Consider the following 15,299-nt stretch of genomic DNA (forward strand, 5'->3'; position numbering starts at 1 on the left):
AATAATTAAAGTCAATAAAAACAGGGTGTTATGAGTTTTGATTAAAATCAGGCGTACAAATTTGGTGCGTACTCTCACCAAAAGTGTGAATTTGGTCAAAAAAAAATCCCCGCCGAATTGGCAGGGATTTTTAAGCAATACGATAACGTAATGAATTACATTACACGCATACCTGGCTGAGCACCTTCGTGTGGCTCAAGGATCCATAGGTCGCTGCCGCCAGGGCCCGCTGCTAGGATCATGCCTTCAGACATACCAAACTTCATCTTACGAGGTTTTAGGTTCGCTACCATTACGGTTAGCTTGCCTTCTAGCTCTTCAGGTTTGTAAGCTGACTTGATGCCAGAGAATACTTGGCGAGTCTCACCACCGATGTCCAGTTGGAACTTCAGTAGCTTGTTTGCTTTTGGCACTTCTTCACACGAGATGATGCGCGCGATACGCATATCAACGGCTGCGAAAGCATCAAACTCAATCTCTTCAGCGATAGGATCTTTGTCTAGCTCAGTTTGGCTTGCTTTTTCTTTCTCAGCTTCAGCTTTCTCTTTTGCTGCTATTTCTGCCGCTGCATCTTCTTTAGAAGACTCAATCATCGCTTCCACTTTCTTAGGATCAATTCGGTTAAATAACGCTTTGAACTTAGTGATCTCGTGATCAGTTAGCGGAGTAGCAACGCCTTCCCACGTTAGCTCTTCGTTTAGGAAAGCTTCAGTGCGAGCCGCAAGCTCAGGCATCACTGGTTTCAGGTAAGCCATTAGTACGCGGAATAGGTTGATACCTACAGAAGAAACTTCTTGAAGCTCTTTCTCTTTACCTTCTTCTTTTGCAAGAACCCAAGGTGCTTTCTCATCGATGTACTGGTTCGCTTTGTCTGCTAGCGCTGTGATTTCACGGATAGCACGGCTGAATTCACGAGTTTCGTACAGCTCACCGATACGCTCAGCAGCTGCAACAAATTCGTTGTAAAGCTCTGGTTCCGCAAATTCAGCAGATAGCTTGCCTTCAAAGCGCTTAGTGATGAAACCTGCGTTACGAGAAGCTAGGTTAACAATCTTGTTTACTACGTCAGCGTTTACACGTTGAGTGAAGTCTTCAAGGTTAAGGTCAAGGTCGTCGATACGGCTATTTAGTTTCGCTGCGTAGTAGTAACGTAGACACTCAGGGTCTAGGTGGTTTAGGTACGTGCTCGCTTTGATGAATGTGCCTTTAGACTTAGACATCTTAGCGCCGTTTACTGTTACGTAGCCGTGTACGAATACGTTGTTTGGCTTACGGAAACCAGAACCTTCTAGCATTGCTGGCCAGAATAGGCTGTGGAAGTAAACGATGTCTTTACCTATGAAGTGGTAAAGCTCAGCAGTGCTGTCTTTCTTCCAGTATTCGTTGAAGTCTAGGTCATCACGCTTGTCACATAGGTTCTTGAATGAACCCATGTAGCCGATAGGTGCATCTAGCCATACGTAGAAGAACTTGTCTTTTTCACCAGGAATTTCGAAACCGAAGTAAGGCGCATCACGAGAGATATCCCACTGTTGCAGACCAGACTCGAACCATTCTTGCATTTTGTTTGCTGTTTCAGCTTGCAGTGAGCCAGAGCGTGTCCACTCTTTTAGCATGCTTTCGAACTGAGGTAGGTCGAAGAAGAAATGCTCAGAGTCTTTCATTACTGGAGTTGCGCCAGATACTGCTGATTTTGGGTTAATCAGTTCAGTTGGGCTGTACGTCTCACCACAGTTATCACAGTTGTCGCCATATTGGTCTTCTGACTTACACTTAGGGCAAGTACCTTTAACGAAGCGATCTGGTAGGAACATTTCCTTCTCAGGATCGAACAACTGAGAAATAGTACGGCTAGAGATAAAACCGTTTTTCTTCAGCTCAAGGTAGATGTGAGAAGCCAGTTCACGGTTCTCTTCTGAGTGTGTGCTGTGGTAGTTATCAAAGCTAATATCAAAGCCAGCGAAGTCTTTTTGATGCTCTTCGCTCACTGCAGCGATCATCTCTTCTGGCGTAATACCCATCTGTTGTGCTTTTAGCATGATTGGCGTGCCGTGAGCATCGTCAGCACAGATGAAGTTTACAGTGTTGCCACGCAGGCGTTGGTAGCGAACCCAGATGTCAGCTTGAATGTGCTCAAGCATGTGACCTAGGTGAATCGAACCATTAGCGTACGGAAGGGCACAAGTTACCAGCAGTTTTCTTGGATCGTTTGCCATACTTAATAATCGCTTTTTGATAGGTATAAAAAATAGAGACTAATACTACCCCATGAGTTCCCTAACGCCAAGGCATCAAACCATGGATTGCCTTAGTTTTTTTGGGGTTCTGAATCTCGCCGCTGGGTGCTACGATTAGATGCATAAAGGAGGCCTCATGCATCAGTTCACTTCAAAACAAGATTTTTGTCATTGGCTTAACCAGTTTCAACATCCGCAGTTGGTGGAAAACTGGGCAGATATTAATGGTATGGTTGCGATCCCCGTGCAAGGTGGTATTCAAATTACCCTGCCGTTTGCGAGCAACGAACTCCAAGTTGCGTTGAGCCATTGGGTTAAAGAGCAACAAGCATCGGGTGATGTTCCAGCGTTCGATTTTCAAATCGAGTTGAATATCAAAGCGCTTGAGACGCAAGTTACCAATGCCGTTAAAGGCGTGAAAAACATTATCGCAGTTAGCTCAGCAAAGGGAGGCGTGGGTAAATCGACAACGGCTGTCAACCTTGCTTTAGCCATTGCACAGTCGGGGGCGAAAATTGGCTTGTTAGATGCTGATATCTATGGCCCATCGGTTCCTATGATGCTAGGTCAAGAAGACGCAAAACCAGAAGTTCGCGATGCGAAATGGATGGAGCCTATTTTCGCACATGGTATCTATACTCATTCTATCGGTTACTTAGTGGATAAGTCGGAAGCGGCCATTTGGCGCGGCCCGATGGCCTCTAAAGCGCTTTCACAGTTGCTGACGGAAACCGATTGGCCAGAGCTTGATTACTTGGTGATTGATATGCCACCTGGTACGGGTGATATTCAATTAACGTTGTCACAGCAGATTCCAGTAACAGGTACTGTGCTTGTTACGACACCACAAGATCTTGCATTAGCGGATGTTCGTAAAGGGGCGGCGATGTTCCATAAAGTGAACGTCCAAGTTGTCGGTGTAGTTGAGAACATGAGTTATCACATTTGTGGTCAGTGTGGTGCGGTCGAGCACATTTTTGGTACTGGCGGAGCTGAAAAAATGTCGCAAGAGTTTGGCTTAGCCTTACTGGGTCAAATCCCATTGCACATTTCAATGCGGGAAGACATTGATTTGGGCACTCCAACGGTCGCAAGACGTCCGGAGAGTGAGCATGCTGGCTACTACAAGCAATTGGCCGATCGTGTTTGTAGCATCATGTATTGGCAAGGAAAGACCAAGCCAGATGCAATCAGTTTTACAATGGTAAACTAAGTTCTTAAACAGTACTGGTTGAAAACTGTTCGTTTTATCGTTTGCCTAGAGGTTGATCCTCTAGGTAGACAGAAACTTATAACGAAACTCTAATTCCAGCTAGTAACTATGGGGTGAACTCCCTATAATCACGCAGTTTATCTTTTTATGTGACTAGAAAATCATCATCGGGTGCAAACTAATGTCTGATAATAATCAATGCGTCATCGTAGGTATTGCTGGCGCTTCTGCTTCTGGAAAAAGTCTGATCGCGAGCACGATTTACAATGAGCTTCGCGAGAAAGTGGGCGATCATCAAATCGGTGTCATCACGGAAGATTGCTACTACAACGACCAAAGCCAACTAAGCATGGAAGAGCGTGTAAAGACTAACTACGATCACCCGAGCGCGTTAGACCACGACCTACTTTGTGAACACTTGGAAAAATTGGTGCGTGGCGAAGCCGTAGAAGTGCCTGAGTACAGCTACACTGAGCACACTCGTACAAGTAACACCACACCAATGACTCCTAAAAAGGTAATCATTTTAGAAGGCATCTTGCTGCTAACGGACCCACGCCTGCGTAACCTAATGCACGCAACTGTGTTTATGGATACGCCTTTGGATATTTGTCTACTTCGTCGTGTTAAGCGTGACGTTGAAGAACGCGGTCGTACAATGGACTCTGTTCTTAAGCAATACCAACAAACTGTTCGTCCGATGTTCATGCAATTTATTGAACCTTCAAAGCAATACGCAGATATCATCGTTCCTCGTGGTGGTAAAAACCGTATCGCAATCGACGTTCTTAAAGCGCACATTGCAAAACTTCTGAAAGCTTAAGCCTTTAGACGGCTATATCGCTTTATTTTTGTGATAAGAAGTGGCACCTTAGGTGCCACTTCTTTTTTTTGTTTTTAAATTAGTCAGTTGCAGATAAAAATTGGATGTTTTTCACGCTTTTGCGGAACTGTCTGCGATAAGTGGCGTCAGCTATTATAATTTTAAAAACACACGAGCAAGGAAAAAGTGAATGAAGAAACTGCTCTTAATTATCGCCATACCTGTTGTGGCAATTTTGGCCGTTGTTTTAGCATTAATTATTTTCGTCAATCCGAATCAATTTAAACCCCTTATTGTGGAACAAGCGCAGAAGCAAACGGGTTTAGAGTTGGTGATTGAAGGCGATATCAGTTGGCAGTTTTTCCCATCGATTGGTTTCGAACTGGGACGCACCGAGCTGCGCAATCCTCAAGGTTTTAGCCAACCAAACTTATTCAAAGTCGACGCCGTCGGGGTGGATGTTTCAGTTACGCCTCTGTTGAGCAAACAATTAGAAATTGGCAATGTCACACTGGATGGCGCTGAGTTCTATTTAGAAACCTTGAAAGATGGCAGCAAAAATATTGATGCCCTTACCAAGGCGCAAACTCAACAAGCTGAGCAAACAACGGATACTACGTCGGAGCAGGAGAGTGCAACACAAGGTTCTGGTTCCGATTGGACAATCAATCTTGCAGGAGTCACCATCTCAAATGGTTATGTTGAAATCCAAGACAAGCAAGCAGACAGCCATATTAAGCTTTCTGATATCTCTTTAAATCTCTCCCAGTTTGCTTTTGATAACTGGACCACCGCAGATTTTGGTGTGAAAGGTGAGATGAATGAGCAGAAGTTTACCGCCCAAGGTAAAGCTGACTTTAAGTTGGCGAAAGGTCTTGCAAACTATGCTCTGAAAGACATTAACTTTGATGCGACTTATGCGGATGCGACAAACAAGATTGATTCGGCAACTATCGGTCTGGACACTTTTGAGTTCGATAAGGCCAATAACCTAAGCTATGCGCTCAAAGGCGAAGCGGGTGGCATGAAACTCGATATGAAAGGCGGCGGTGAGCTGAACGTTGATAAGGCGATTAGCAAAGTGCAATTAAACAAGTTGACGCTCAACTCAACTTTTGAGGGGGATACGCTGCCGCAATCACCAATGAAAGTGGATATGGCTTCGGATCTTTCGTTTGACCTAACTAAGAGTCACCTGAGCTTTGTGTTGGAGAAGCTAACGGCGAACGCCATTGCACTTGATGGTAAAGCGGATGTCACTCTGGGGGATATTCCTAAGGTACGCTTTGCTGTGCACAGCCCTAATATCGATTTAGATGAATTTTTGGGCTTGAATAATCAAGCTCCTGCGGGTGATAAACCAGCATCTGGTGGTAGCAAAGCACCAGCAGGACCAGAAGTTGAACCGGACCTGTCTGCATTGAAAACGTTAGACGTGAAAGGCGATATCACGATCGATAAATTCAAAGCGGCGAATGCAAAGATGGAAGCCGTAAAAGCAAGCTTCTCTATCAATCGTGGTGTGTTTGATCTGAACTCGTTCACCTCTAAGCTATATCAAGGTACGATTTCTGCAACAGCTAAGTTGGATGCTCGTAAATCACCTGCGACTTATACGGCTAAGAAGTCGATCAAAGGTATTCATGTTCAACCGCTACTTATTGATGTAGCGAACAACGATATGCTTGAAGGAACAGGTAATATTGACGTTAATGTGAAGGGCAGCAGCCTCACTCCAACAGGCATCAAAAAGAACTTAGTTGGTACTATCGCGATTAACTTTACCGATGGTGCAGTTAACGGCATTAACGTTGCTCACTTGATTCGTGAAAACTACGCACGTTTCAAAGGACAGAGCTTAGACGGCACAGATGAAGTGAAGAAAACCGACTTCAGTGCTATGACAGCAACATTGAAACTGAATAAAGGTGTCGTTTCAACGGATAACATGAAAGCCCAATCACCGTTATTGCGTGTGCGCGGTAAAGGTAAAGCCAACTATCTGAATGAAACCGTCGATTTTACGATCAGTACCTCAGTGGTTGGTTCTTTAGAAGGGCAAGGTGGTAAGAACATCGATGAACTTAAAGACATTACCATTCCTATCAATGTATCTGGAAAATGGGCAGAGCCTAAATTCAAACTGGTCTTTGATGATGTGTTAAAACAAAAAGCGCAGAAAGAAATTGATCGTGGTGTAGAGAAGCTAACGGACAAGATCAAAGATGAGAAGACCAAAGAAGCCGTTGATGGCCTATTGAAAGGCTTGTTCAATTAACTGCGGTCTAAATCTAAAAGAAAAAAGGGTTGGCAATACGCCAACCCTTTTTTATTAATTATTGCACGATGAATAGATTACCAATCCACACCTTTTAAAGCTTTTACGCCAGATTCAAAAGCGTGTTTGACGTTCTTTACTTCCGATACTGTATCGGCCATTTCAATCAGAGTGCGGTGTGCTCCGCGGCCAGTGATCACGACAGACTGCATTTTAGGACGGTTGTTTAGGGCTTCTACGACCTCATCCAAGTCTATGTACCCATAGCTCACCATGTAAGTTAATTCGTCAAACAGAATCACATCGATCGATTCGTCTTTAAGCATACGCTTACATTCTTGCCAAACTAACTGAGCAGCATCTGTATCCGCCGTTTTATTCTGTGTTTCCCATGTAAAACCCGTGGCCATCACTTGGAATTCTACCCCAAGTTTTTCAAGTAGATTACGCTCGCCGTTGTCCCAAGTACCTTTAATAAATTGAGCAACGGAACAATTCAAACCGTGACCAACTGCACGAGCGATTGTTCCGAAGCCCGAAGTTGACTTCCCTTTACCGTTACCTGTGATAACCAGTAGCAAGCCTTTTTCCTCTTGAGCCGCAGCAATTTTTGCGTCTACCTGTTCTTTTACTTTTTGTTGGCGAGCCTTATGGCGTGCTTCTTTGTTTTCTTCGATAGACATATTACTTCCTCAATTCCTTGTCGTGCCTTGCCCAAGCTGACTTGGGTTCATTGGATTATCTCGCTATGATAGACCAACACATCGTGAAGAAAAACCATCGATAATTCAGGGAATAAAATGAAGAAAATACTCGTTGTTTGTATGGGAAATATTTGTCGCTCTCCAACTGGAGAGGCGGTACTGAGAGCGAAAGCCGAAAAGCTTGGTGTGGATGTCGAAATTGACTCGGCTGGCACAATTGGTTACCACGCAGGTAATTCACCAGATGCACGCTCTATGCAAGCCGGTAAGCAACGAGGCTATTCTTTTAAAGGAATACGTTCACGTCAGGTAAAGGTTGAGGATTTTGGAGAGTTTGATCTTGTACTCGCAGCAGACAAGGCGAATCTTGCGGATCTTCTGGATATTTGCCCGGTAGAGCATCGCCATAAAGTCTCGCTATTTTTTAGCCATTCGGACTCCAAATACGATGAAATTCCTGACCCATATTACGGTGGAGAAAGGGGGTTTGAATTGGTATTAGATTTGATTGAAGAAGCTTCAGAAGCGATTTTGAACAAGCTATAAATGTAAATAACAGATAACAAAAAGGGACGAGTATGACTCATCCCTTTTTCGCTTTCTAAAGAACTATACCTGAACAATCTAATTTGGGATTAACCCGCTAGAATGTCTGTTGCTACTTTATAGCTTGGATCTTCTTTCACATTGATTTCAACCAAGCTACCAGCTTTATCAAGAAGCTTGCGGCAGTCTGGGCTCAAGTGACGTAGGTGAAGTGTTTTACCTAGTGCAGCGTAGCGCTCTGCCAAAGTTTCAATCGCTTCGATTGCGGAGTGATCTGTTACGCGAGAGTCAGCGAAGTCAACGATAATATCTTTTGGATCGCCGTGCGCGTTAAACAGTTCTAGGAAGTTTGCCGCTGAGCCGAAGAAGATAGGGCCATGGATTTTATATTCTTTAGAGCCTTCTTCATTCAAACGAGTGTCTGCGTAGATGTGTTTTGCGTGCTGCCATGCAAACATCAGCGCTGATGCAATAACACCGACAGCAACGGCGACCGCAAGGTCAGTCAGCACCGTAACGACAGTTACTAGAACGATAACGAAGAAGTCTTGTTTAGGTACACGACGTGCAAGCTTGAAGGTCGCCCATTCAAATGTGCCGATTACAACCATGAACATCACACCGACTAGCGCAGCTAGAGGGATCATTTCGATAAGCGATGATGCAAATAGGATAAAGATCAGAAGTGCACTTGCTGCAACGATGCCAGAAAGTCGACCACGACCACCTGAATTTACGTTGATCATTGATTGACCAATCATTGCACAGCCACCCATCGCACCAAATACTGAACACGTCATGTTTGCCATGCCTTGACCGATACATTCACGGTTCGATTGACCGCGAGTATTCGTCATTTCATCTAGAACAGTCAGCGTCAACAGAGACTCAATCAGACCGATAGCTGCAAGGATGATTGCGTACGGCAGAATGATTTGTAGTGTTTCAAGTGTCAATGGTACCGCTGGAATGGAGAATGTAGGGAGAGAGCCCGCCAAAGTCGCTGCTTCGTCACCAGACATAGTACGTAGGAAGTCTACTACTGTGCGAGTTTCCAGATCCAAACCAACAACAAGCGCTGTCACTGTCACGATCGCAACAAGCGAAGATGGCACAGCTGTGGTGATCTTAGGTAGGAAGTGGATGATGCCCATCGTCAAAGCAACCAAACCTAGCATAAGGAACATTTGGTCCTGTGGTAACCAAGTTAGCATACCGTTGATATCAGGCGCTTTAAACTGACCTAACTGTGCTAGGAAGATAACAATAGCTAGACCGTTTACAAAACCAATCATTACTGGATGTGGAACGATACGGATGAATTTACCTAGTTTGAATAAACCAGCGGCAATCTGAAGAATACCCGCCAGCATAATCGCGGCAAATAGATATTGCACGCCGTGGGTTGCAACTAGCGATACCATTACCACTGCCATTGCACCGGTCGCACCTGAAATCATGCCAGGACGGCCACCAAAGATAGAGGTGATAAGGCCTACAATGAATGCAGCATATAGACCGACCATTGGATCTACACCTGCAACGAAGGCGAATGCTACTGCTTCAGGAACCAGCGCAAGCGCAACGGTTAAGCCTGAAAGCACATCATTTTTTACGGAGTGCTTAGAAAATTGAGGAAATTCGAACATGGTTTGTATTGAGTTCTCTTGGCGATGAATTTCTCTCGACACATATTCATATTTGCACAAGTACTGATAGGTGAAGTGTTAGCCACTTCGATCAGCACAAACCGTAGTAAAAAAAGAGCAGCATCAGAATGGTGTCGAAAACTTGAGTCGGCGAATGCTACCGAAAAGTGTGATTAAGTTCAAGAATGATAGGGATAATGACCGACAAATGTGATCAGTCGTTGATATTAATATGAACAATTTCAGTTAACACGATAAGTAACAAAAAAGGCTGCCAAATGGCAGCCTTTTATTTAGCTTTAAGCTATGACAGTTTTAAACTTAGTTAAAGTTCGGTTTTGTCATTGCCGCTGTTGCACTATTTGTTGCTACTTGGCTACCAGCGCCTTTCGACGTGTAACGTTCAGCTTTAAGTGGTGCTGCGGTAACAGAAATTTCGCGAATTTCTTGAGGGCCCGGTGCTTTCGTCATTGGTGCGCTAGCTTGTGGTTTAGCTATAACTTTGATGACTTCTGCTTTTGGCTCTGCTGTTACTGCTGGTGTTTCGATTGCAACGGCAACTTCTTCTGCTGCTTCTTCAATCGCTTCTACCACAGGTGCTGCTTCTACAACGGTTTCTGTTGCGTCAACCACTGGAGTTTCAACAGCCTCAACGACTTCAACAACTGGAGCTTGTTCAGCCACGACTGGTGCTTCAACAACAACCGTTTCTACAACTGGTGTTTCAGTTTTTGCTTCAACAATCTCTTGAACTTTCGGTTCAACAGCTGGTGCTTCAGTAACAACAGGTTGTTCACGACGAATGATAACTTTACCCATCGCCATTTCTGGACAAGCAAAACCACCTTGCATTGCTGGTACCGCTGATGTTGCAATAACGGTTTCTTCCTGAACTCGCTCTTCCTTCTTAGGCGCTGGTTTTGGAATGTAACGTGGCATTACTTTACCCATTGCCATCTCTGGAGAGGCTACACCACCTTTACGTAGGCGGAATGGGTTAGGGCGGCGATCACGACCACGACGACGACGTTGACCACTTGCACGTAGGTGACGTGGAGAACGACGGTTACGACGTTGCTTCGACTCTGCCTTGTTGTCTTGTTGTGCTTCTGCTGCTGCCTCTACTGGCTTTTCAACTGGCGCTTCAACAGGTTCAACGGCTTTTACAGTTTCAACTGCTTGCTCGGCGGCTTGTTGGTCCTTCACACGAACAGATTTGTTCAGTTTGCGACGTTGACGACGCTCTTTCACTTTTTCTGCTTTCGCGTTTGGCTTCGCTTTGTTTTCTTCAGGCTTCGCCTCTGAACCAGTACGAGCTTCGGCAGCTAGTTGTAAACCTTTTTCCGCAACTTTAGCGTTTGCCTTTTGCTCTTGAGTTTTTTCAGCTTGTTGAGCTTTTGGCTTGCGCTTTTGGTTACGGTTTTGCGGTTTATTAGACTGCTGCTGTGTTTCGTTCTGCTCTGTTGACTGCTCTTCACGTGGTTTACGACGACGTTTGTTGTCGCGGTTGCCATCACGGTTATCTCTGTCACCACGATTCTCACGGTTTTCGCCACGCTGATTGTTGCGACGGCGGTCGTTGCGATCACGTTTGTTGCGTTTATTGTCGCGGTTTGGTTTCTTCTCTTCTTGTTTCGGCTCTTCTTTAACTTCTTCAGAACCACCAAATAGGAAGCTACCTAGTGCTTTAAATAGACGGCTGAACAACCCAGGTTTCTCTTCCTGTACCACTTCTTTCTTCTTAGCAGCTGGTGCTGGTTTAGAAGCCGGAGCTGGTGCAGTTTGAGTTGGTGAAGCAAAGCCTTTTAGTACTGGTTCTTCAATACGTTTTGGTTTGATTTCAACTTCAACAGGTTCTTTGCCTTCTGCTTCTTTCATTGCTTCCAATTTCTTAGGAAGTAGGTAAGAAAGCAGGTCAAACTCTTCACCTTCGCGTACACGAATCACTTCGAAGTGTGGCGTTTCCATATCAGAGTTAGGAACAACGGTGATCTTAACTTCTTGGATACGCTCGATGTGGTTTACTGAGCGACGCTTTTCGTTCAAAAGGTAAGAGGCAATCGGAACAGGTACAACGGCAAGAACTTGCGCGGTGTTGTCTTTCAGTGCTTCTTCTTCGATTAAACGAAGGACGGATAGAGCTAGGGATTCATTATCACGAACGACACCTGTACCGCTACAGCGAGGACAGATATGGTGGCTCGCTTCTGCAAGAGAAGGGCTCAAACGTTGACGAGACATTTCTAGAAGGCCAAAGCGAGAAATACGACCAATCTGAACGCGAGCACGGTCTAGGCGAACAGCTTCACGTAGACGGTTTTCAACTTCACGTTGGTGGCGAACTGGTGTCATATCGATAAAGTCGATAACAACCAAACCACCAAGGTCACGTAGACGCAATTGACGAGCAATTTCGTCTGCTGCTTCTAAGTTAGTATTCAATGCTGTTTCTTCGATATCACCACCCTTTGTTGCGCGAGCAGAGTTGATGTCGATAGAAGTTAGCGCTTCTGTTGGGTCGATTACGATAGAACCACCGGATGGTAGACGCACTTCACGTTGGAAAGCCGATTCAATTTGGCTTTCGATTTGGTAGTGGCTAAATAGCGGTACTTCGCCTTCGTATTTTTTAACGCGGCTGATGAAATCTGGGCGTACCAGCTGAATGTGCTCTTTAGCACGTTCGTAGATGGTATTGCTGTCGATTAGAATCTCACCGATATCACGACGTAGGTAGTCACGGATTGCACGAACGATTACGTTACTTTCTTGGTGGATTAGGAATGGAGCAGGGTTAGAATCTGCTGCGCCCTTAATCGCACCCCAGTGGTTAAGTAGTACGTTCAAATCCCACTCAAGTTCTTCTGCACTCTTACCTACACCAGCAGTACGTACGATTAGACCCATACCTTGTGGTAGTTCTAACGTGCTTAAAGCGGCTTTCAGTTGAGTGCGCTCGTCACCTTCGATACGGCGAGAAATACCGCCAGCACGAGGGTTATTAGGCATGAGAACAAGGTAGCTACCCGCAAGAGAAATGAACGTAGTTAGGGCTGCCCCCTTACTACCACGTTCTTCTTTTTCCACTTGCACGATTACTTCTTGACCTTCAGTCAGCACTTCTTTAATGCTTGGGCGACCTTGGTAAGTGTAACCTTCAGGGAAATATTCGCGGGCAATTTCTTTGAGAGGTAGGAAACCGTGACGCTCAGCACCGTAATCAACAAATGCGGCTTCTAAGCTTGGTTCGATACGTGTGATACGTCCTTTGTAGATATTCGCTTTTTTAGATTCATGACCTGGACTCTCGATATCAAGATCGAAAAGTCGCTGGCCATCAACCAGAGCGACACGCAACTCTTCTTTTTGAGTTGCGTTAATTAACATTCTTTTCATTGAAAATTTCTCGTTGTCTTTTCTTTTATATTTCTTTGCAACTTGTCACTGGTTTTTCGCTCTTTCACGGTGCCTGATCCCATGGCTTATATTTTGCAGCCTCCCGGCTGGAAGGGGATGCTCTCGGGCACTTCAGTCATCACAAATTCTTTTGGGTTTCGTTGGAAACGGAAACTTGTGACCCGCTATTCGGGCGGTTGATACTCAACGTGAATATGCGAGGAGTAGAGTGACAAGTGTGTTGAACTCAATGTGTCTTACGCCAATGCTGCACCTGACATTCAACAACCTACTCACATTGCTTGGGGTAAATGATTGGTAATGAACAAAATGTAACCAAACCTTCCTTAGCAGCTGTGAACTATAGCAGCGCAGGTTGATATCAGCAATCTGCTTTAGCGCAAACCATGGAAAAATTGGCGCTAAATTCAATTTTTGTAATTTATAACTGGCTGTTTCATAAGCACTTGAGTCTCGCAAACTGAGAAAGACGAGAAACAAATAGAGAAGTTGATAAAGACTTTTAATAATCTAAACAAAAGCTTGGCGAGTTTTGGGACTATTTATGACTACAAGTGTTTCTTTTGCAGCAAGAATAATGTGAAGTCACACAGATTTGGGTTTACAATAGCGGCCATGAGCGAAATAAGAACACAAGTCCAGTTCGTCGATATCGACGAAGATATGGCGGGTCAACGCATTGATAATTTCTTGCGTAACCAATTAAAAGACATCCCAAAGAGCATGATTTATCGAATTGTGCGCAAGGGCGAAGTACGCGTAAATAAAAAGCGCATTAAAGCAGAGTACAAACTAAAAGCAGGCGATCTTGTTCGTATTCCTCCAGTTACGGTAGAAAAGAAAGAAGACGACGTTGCACCAAGTACGAAGCTAAATAAAGTGGCAGAGTTAGAAGATAAGATCATTTTTGAAGACGATCATCTTTTGATTCTCAACAAGCCATCCGGTACGGCAGTGCACGGTGGAAGTGGTTTGAAGTTTGGTGCGATTGAGGCACTCAGAGCACTGCGTCCACAAGCTCGCTTCCTTGAACTTGTTCATCGCATTGACCGTGATACATCCGGAATCTTACTTGTTGCGAAGAAGCGTTCAGCACTGCGTCACCTGCAAGCACAGTTCCGTGAGAAAACAGTGAAGAAGTTTTACTTCGCGCTTGTGATGGGCGAGTGGAAAAACAGCTGCAAAGTTGTTAATGCGCCACTTCTTAAAAACGAAGTGAACAGTATTGTTCGTGTGAATCCAAACGGTAAGCCGTCTGAGACGCGTTTTAAAGTGTTGGAGAAGTTCGAGCAAGCAACGTTGATTCAAGCCAGCCCAATTACGGGGCGTACTCACCAGATTCGTGTGCATACTCAATACACGGGCCACCCAATTGCATGGGATGACCGCTATGGGGATCGTCGTTTTGATGCGTACACTGGTCAGGTTGGTTTGAACCGTTTGTTCCTACACGCAGCTAACATCAAGTTCCAGCACCCATCGAATGATGAGTGGATGGAAATCAACGCGCCGATGGAAGCGAAATTAGAGAAAGTCTTAGCGGGTTTGCGTAAAAAGTAGAGGTAACAGTATCTACTCCTTCTGGACTGCAAAAAACTATGTAAAAGCCGATGTTAATACATCGGCTTTTTTGATCGTTGAGTTGGATTACAAGGGCGTTCGGAATGCAGCGCTCTAATATTCGGAAGCGCTCCGTTGGAGGGCATGTGAAAGAAGCTAAGTTCTAACTGGAGTTGACAGAATTGGTATGTAGAAAGACAAAATAGAGCTGATTCCTGATTCCTGATTCCTGATTCCTGATTCCTGATTCCCTACAAAATATCTAGCCCTTGTTTTTGCAGCATGTCGATCAAATCAATAAGCGGCAGCCCGACTAACGTATTCGGATCTTTGCCGACTAACTTCTTAAACAGACAAATCCCCATGCCTTCACTCTTAAAACTGCCTGCGCAGTAAAATGGTTCTTCTCTATCGACGTAACGTTCGATTTGTTCTTGGGTTAACGCTCTAAAATGCACTTCAAACGTATCGAAGCCGACCTCAGTATGGTTCGTATTAGTGTTGTGTACAGCAAGGCCAGTATAGAAAGTGATAGTTTTACCGCTTTGAGCTAATAATTGCTTAATGGCGTTTTCTCGGTTCAACGGCTTGCCAACTATATTACCGTCAATAACACAGACTTGGTCACTGCCTATCACTAAGCTGTTATCGGTTGTGTCACAAGAGGTGGCTTTACTAATTGCGAGCCTTTGCACCAATTCTAAAGGTGTCTCGTTCGGCAAAGGTGTCTCGTCGCTGTTCGGTGACAAGCAAGTAAAAGGCACTGCTAGTTTTTCCAGCAGTTGTTTACGAAAAGGGGAGGTTGAGGCTAAAACCAGTTGGTAATTTTTCATTTTGAATTACAATTCGCACAAGCATTTCCAATAGGATAA

10 protein-coding genes are annotated in these 15,299 nt (G+C 44.7%); 5 read left to right on the forward strand and 5 right to left on the reverse strand.

What is annotated here, in order from left to right; all coding sequences use genetic code 11:
* Positions 1–155: 155 nt before the first annotated feature.
* Positions 156–2,216 (reverse strand): methionine--tRNA ligase, encoded by a 2,061-nt coding sequence (metG, locus tag ATB76_RS17770; protein WP_061035826.1) that lies wholly within the window; start codon positions 2,214–2,216, stop codon positions 156–158.
* A gap of 157 nt (positions 2,217–2,373) precedes the next feature.
* On the opposite strand from metG, the gene apbC reads away from it, so the two are divergent.
* The 3 genes from apbC (at position 2,374) to ATB76_RS17785 (ending at position 6,551) form a co-directional block, all read left to right on the forward strand.
* Positions 2,374–3,450 (forward strand): iron-sulfur cluster carrier protein ApbC, encoded by a 1,077-nt coding sequence (gene apbC, locus ATB76_RS17775; protein WP_061035827.1) that lies wholly within the window; start codon positions 2,374–2,376, stop codon positions 3,448–3,450.
* A gap of 181 nt (positions 3,451–3,631) precedes the next feature.
* Positions 3,632–4,273, forward strand: coding sequence for a uridine kinase (udk, locus tag ATB76_RS17780; protein ID WP_038869428.1), 642 nt, complete (start codon positions 3,632–3,634; stop codon positions 4,271–4,273).
* A gap of 190 nt (positions 4,274–4,463) precedes the next feature.
* Positions 4,464–6,551, forward strand: a complete 2,088-nt coding sequence (locus ATB76_RS17785; protein WP_061035828.1) for an AsmA family protein — start codon at positions 4,464–4,466, stop codon at positions 6,549–6,551.
* A gap of 77 nt (positions 6,552–6,628) precedes the next feature.
* Here the strand turns inward: ATB76_RS17785 and cobO are convergent, their stop codons facing one another.
* The gene (gene cobO / locus ATB76_RS17790) at positions 6,629–7,234 is read right to left on the reverse strand and encodes a cob(I)yrinic acid a,c-diamide adenosyltransferase (RefSeq protein WP_038869430.1); all 606 of its coding nucleotides are present in this window, start codon (positions 7,232–7,234) and stop codon (positions 6,629–6,631) included.
* Between the two features lie 117 nt (positions 7,235–7,351).
* Here cobO and ATB76_RS17795 point away from each other — a divergent pair, with 117 nt between their 5' ends.
* Positions 7,352–7,801 carry a low molecular weight protein-tyrosine-phosphatase gene (locus ATB76_RS17795; RefSeq protein WP_061035829.1) on the forward strand — a complete coding sequence of 150 codons (450 nt, stop codon included), beginning with the start codon at positions 7,352–7,354 and terminating at the stop codon, positions 7,799–7,801.
* 89 nt (positions 7,802–7,890) lie between these two features.
* Here ATB76_RS17795 and ATB76_RS17800 read toward each other — a convergent pair whose 3' ends face one another.
* Both ATB76_RS17800 and rne read right to left on the reverse strand, forming a co-directional pair.
* Complete coding sequence (locus ATB76_RS17800) at positions 7,891–9,450, reverse strand: SulP family inorganic anion transporter (protein ID WP_038869435.1); 1,560 nt, start codon at positions 9,448–9,450, stop codon at positions 7,891–7,893.
* Positions 9,451–9,771: 321 nt separating this feature from the next.
* A complete protein-coding gene (gene rne / locus ATB76_RS17805) occupies positions 9,772–12,846 on the reverse strand; it encodes a ribonuclease E (protein ID WP_061035830.1) in 3,075 nt (1,024 codons plus the stop codon).
* 636 nt (positions 12,847–13,482) lie between these two features.
* On the opposite strand from rne, the gene rluC reads away from it, so the two are divergent.
* Positions 13,483–14,427 carry a 23S rRNA pseudouridine(955/2504/2580) synthase RluC gene (rluC, locus tag ATB76_RS17810; RefSeq protein ID WP_009707033.1) on the forward strand — a complete coding sequence of 315 codons (945 nt, stop codon included), beginning with the start codon at positions 13,483–13,485 and terminating at the stop codon, positions 14,425–14,427.
* Between the two features lie 251 nt (positions 14,428–14,678).
* Here rluC and ATB76_RS17815 read toward each other — a convergent pair whose 3' ends face one another.
* The gene (locus ATB76_RS17815) at positions 14,679–15,260 is read right to left on the reverse strand and encodes a nucleoside triphosphate pyrophosphatase (protein WP_038869442.1); all 582 of its coding nucleotides are present in this window, start codon (positions 15,258–15,260) and stop codon (positions 14,679–14,681) included.
* Between the last annotated feature and the right edge of the window lie 39 nt (positions 15,261–15,299).

Source organism: Vibrio sp. MOR3, assembly GCF_001557775.1.
Taxonomy (GTDB): domain Bacteria; phylum Pseudomonadota; class Gammaproteobacteria; order Enterobacterales; family Vibrionaceae; genus Vibrio; species Vibrio jasicida.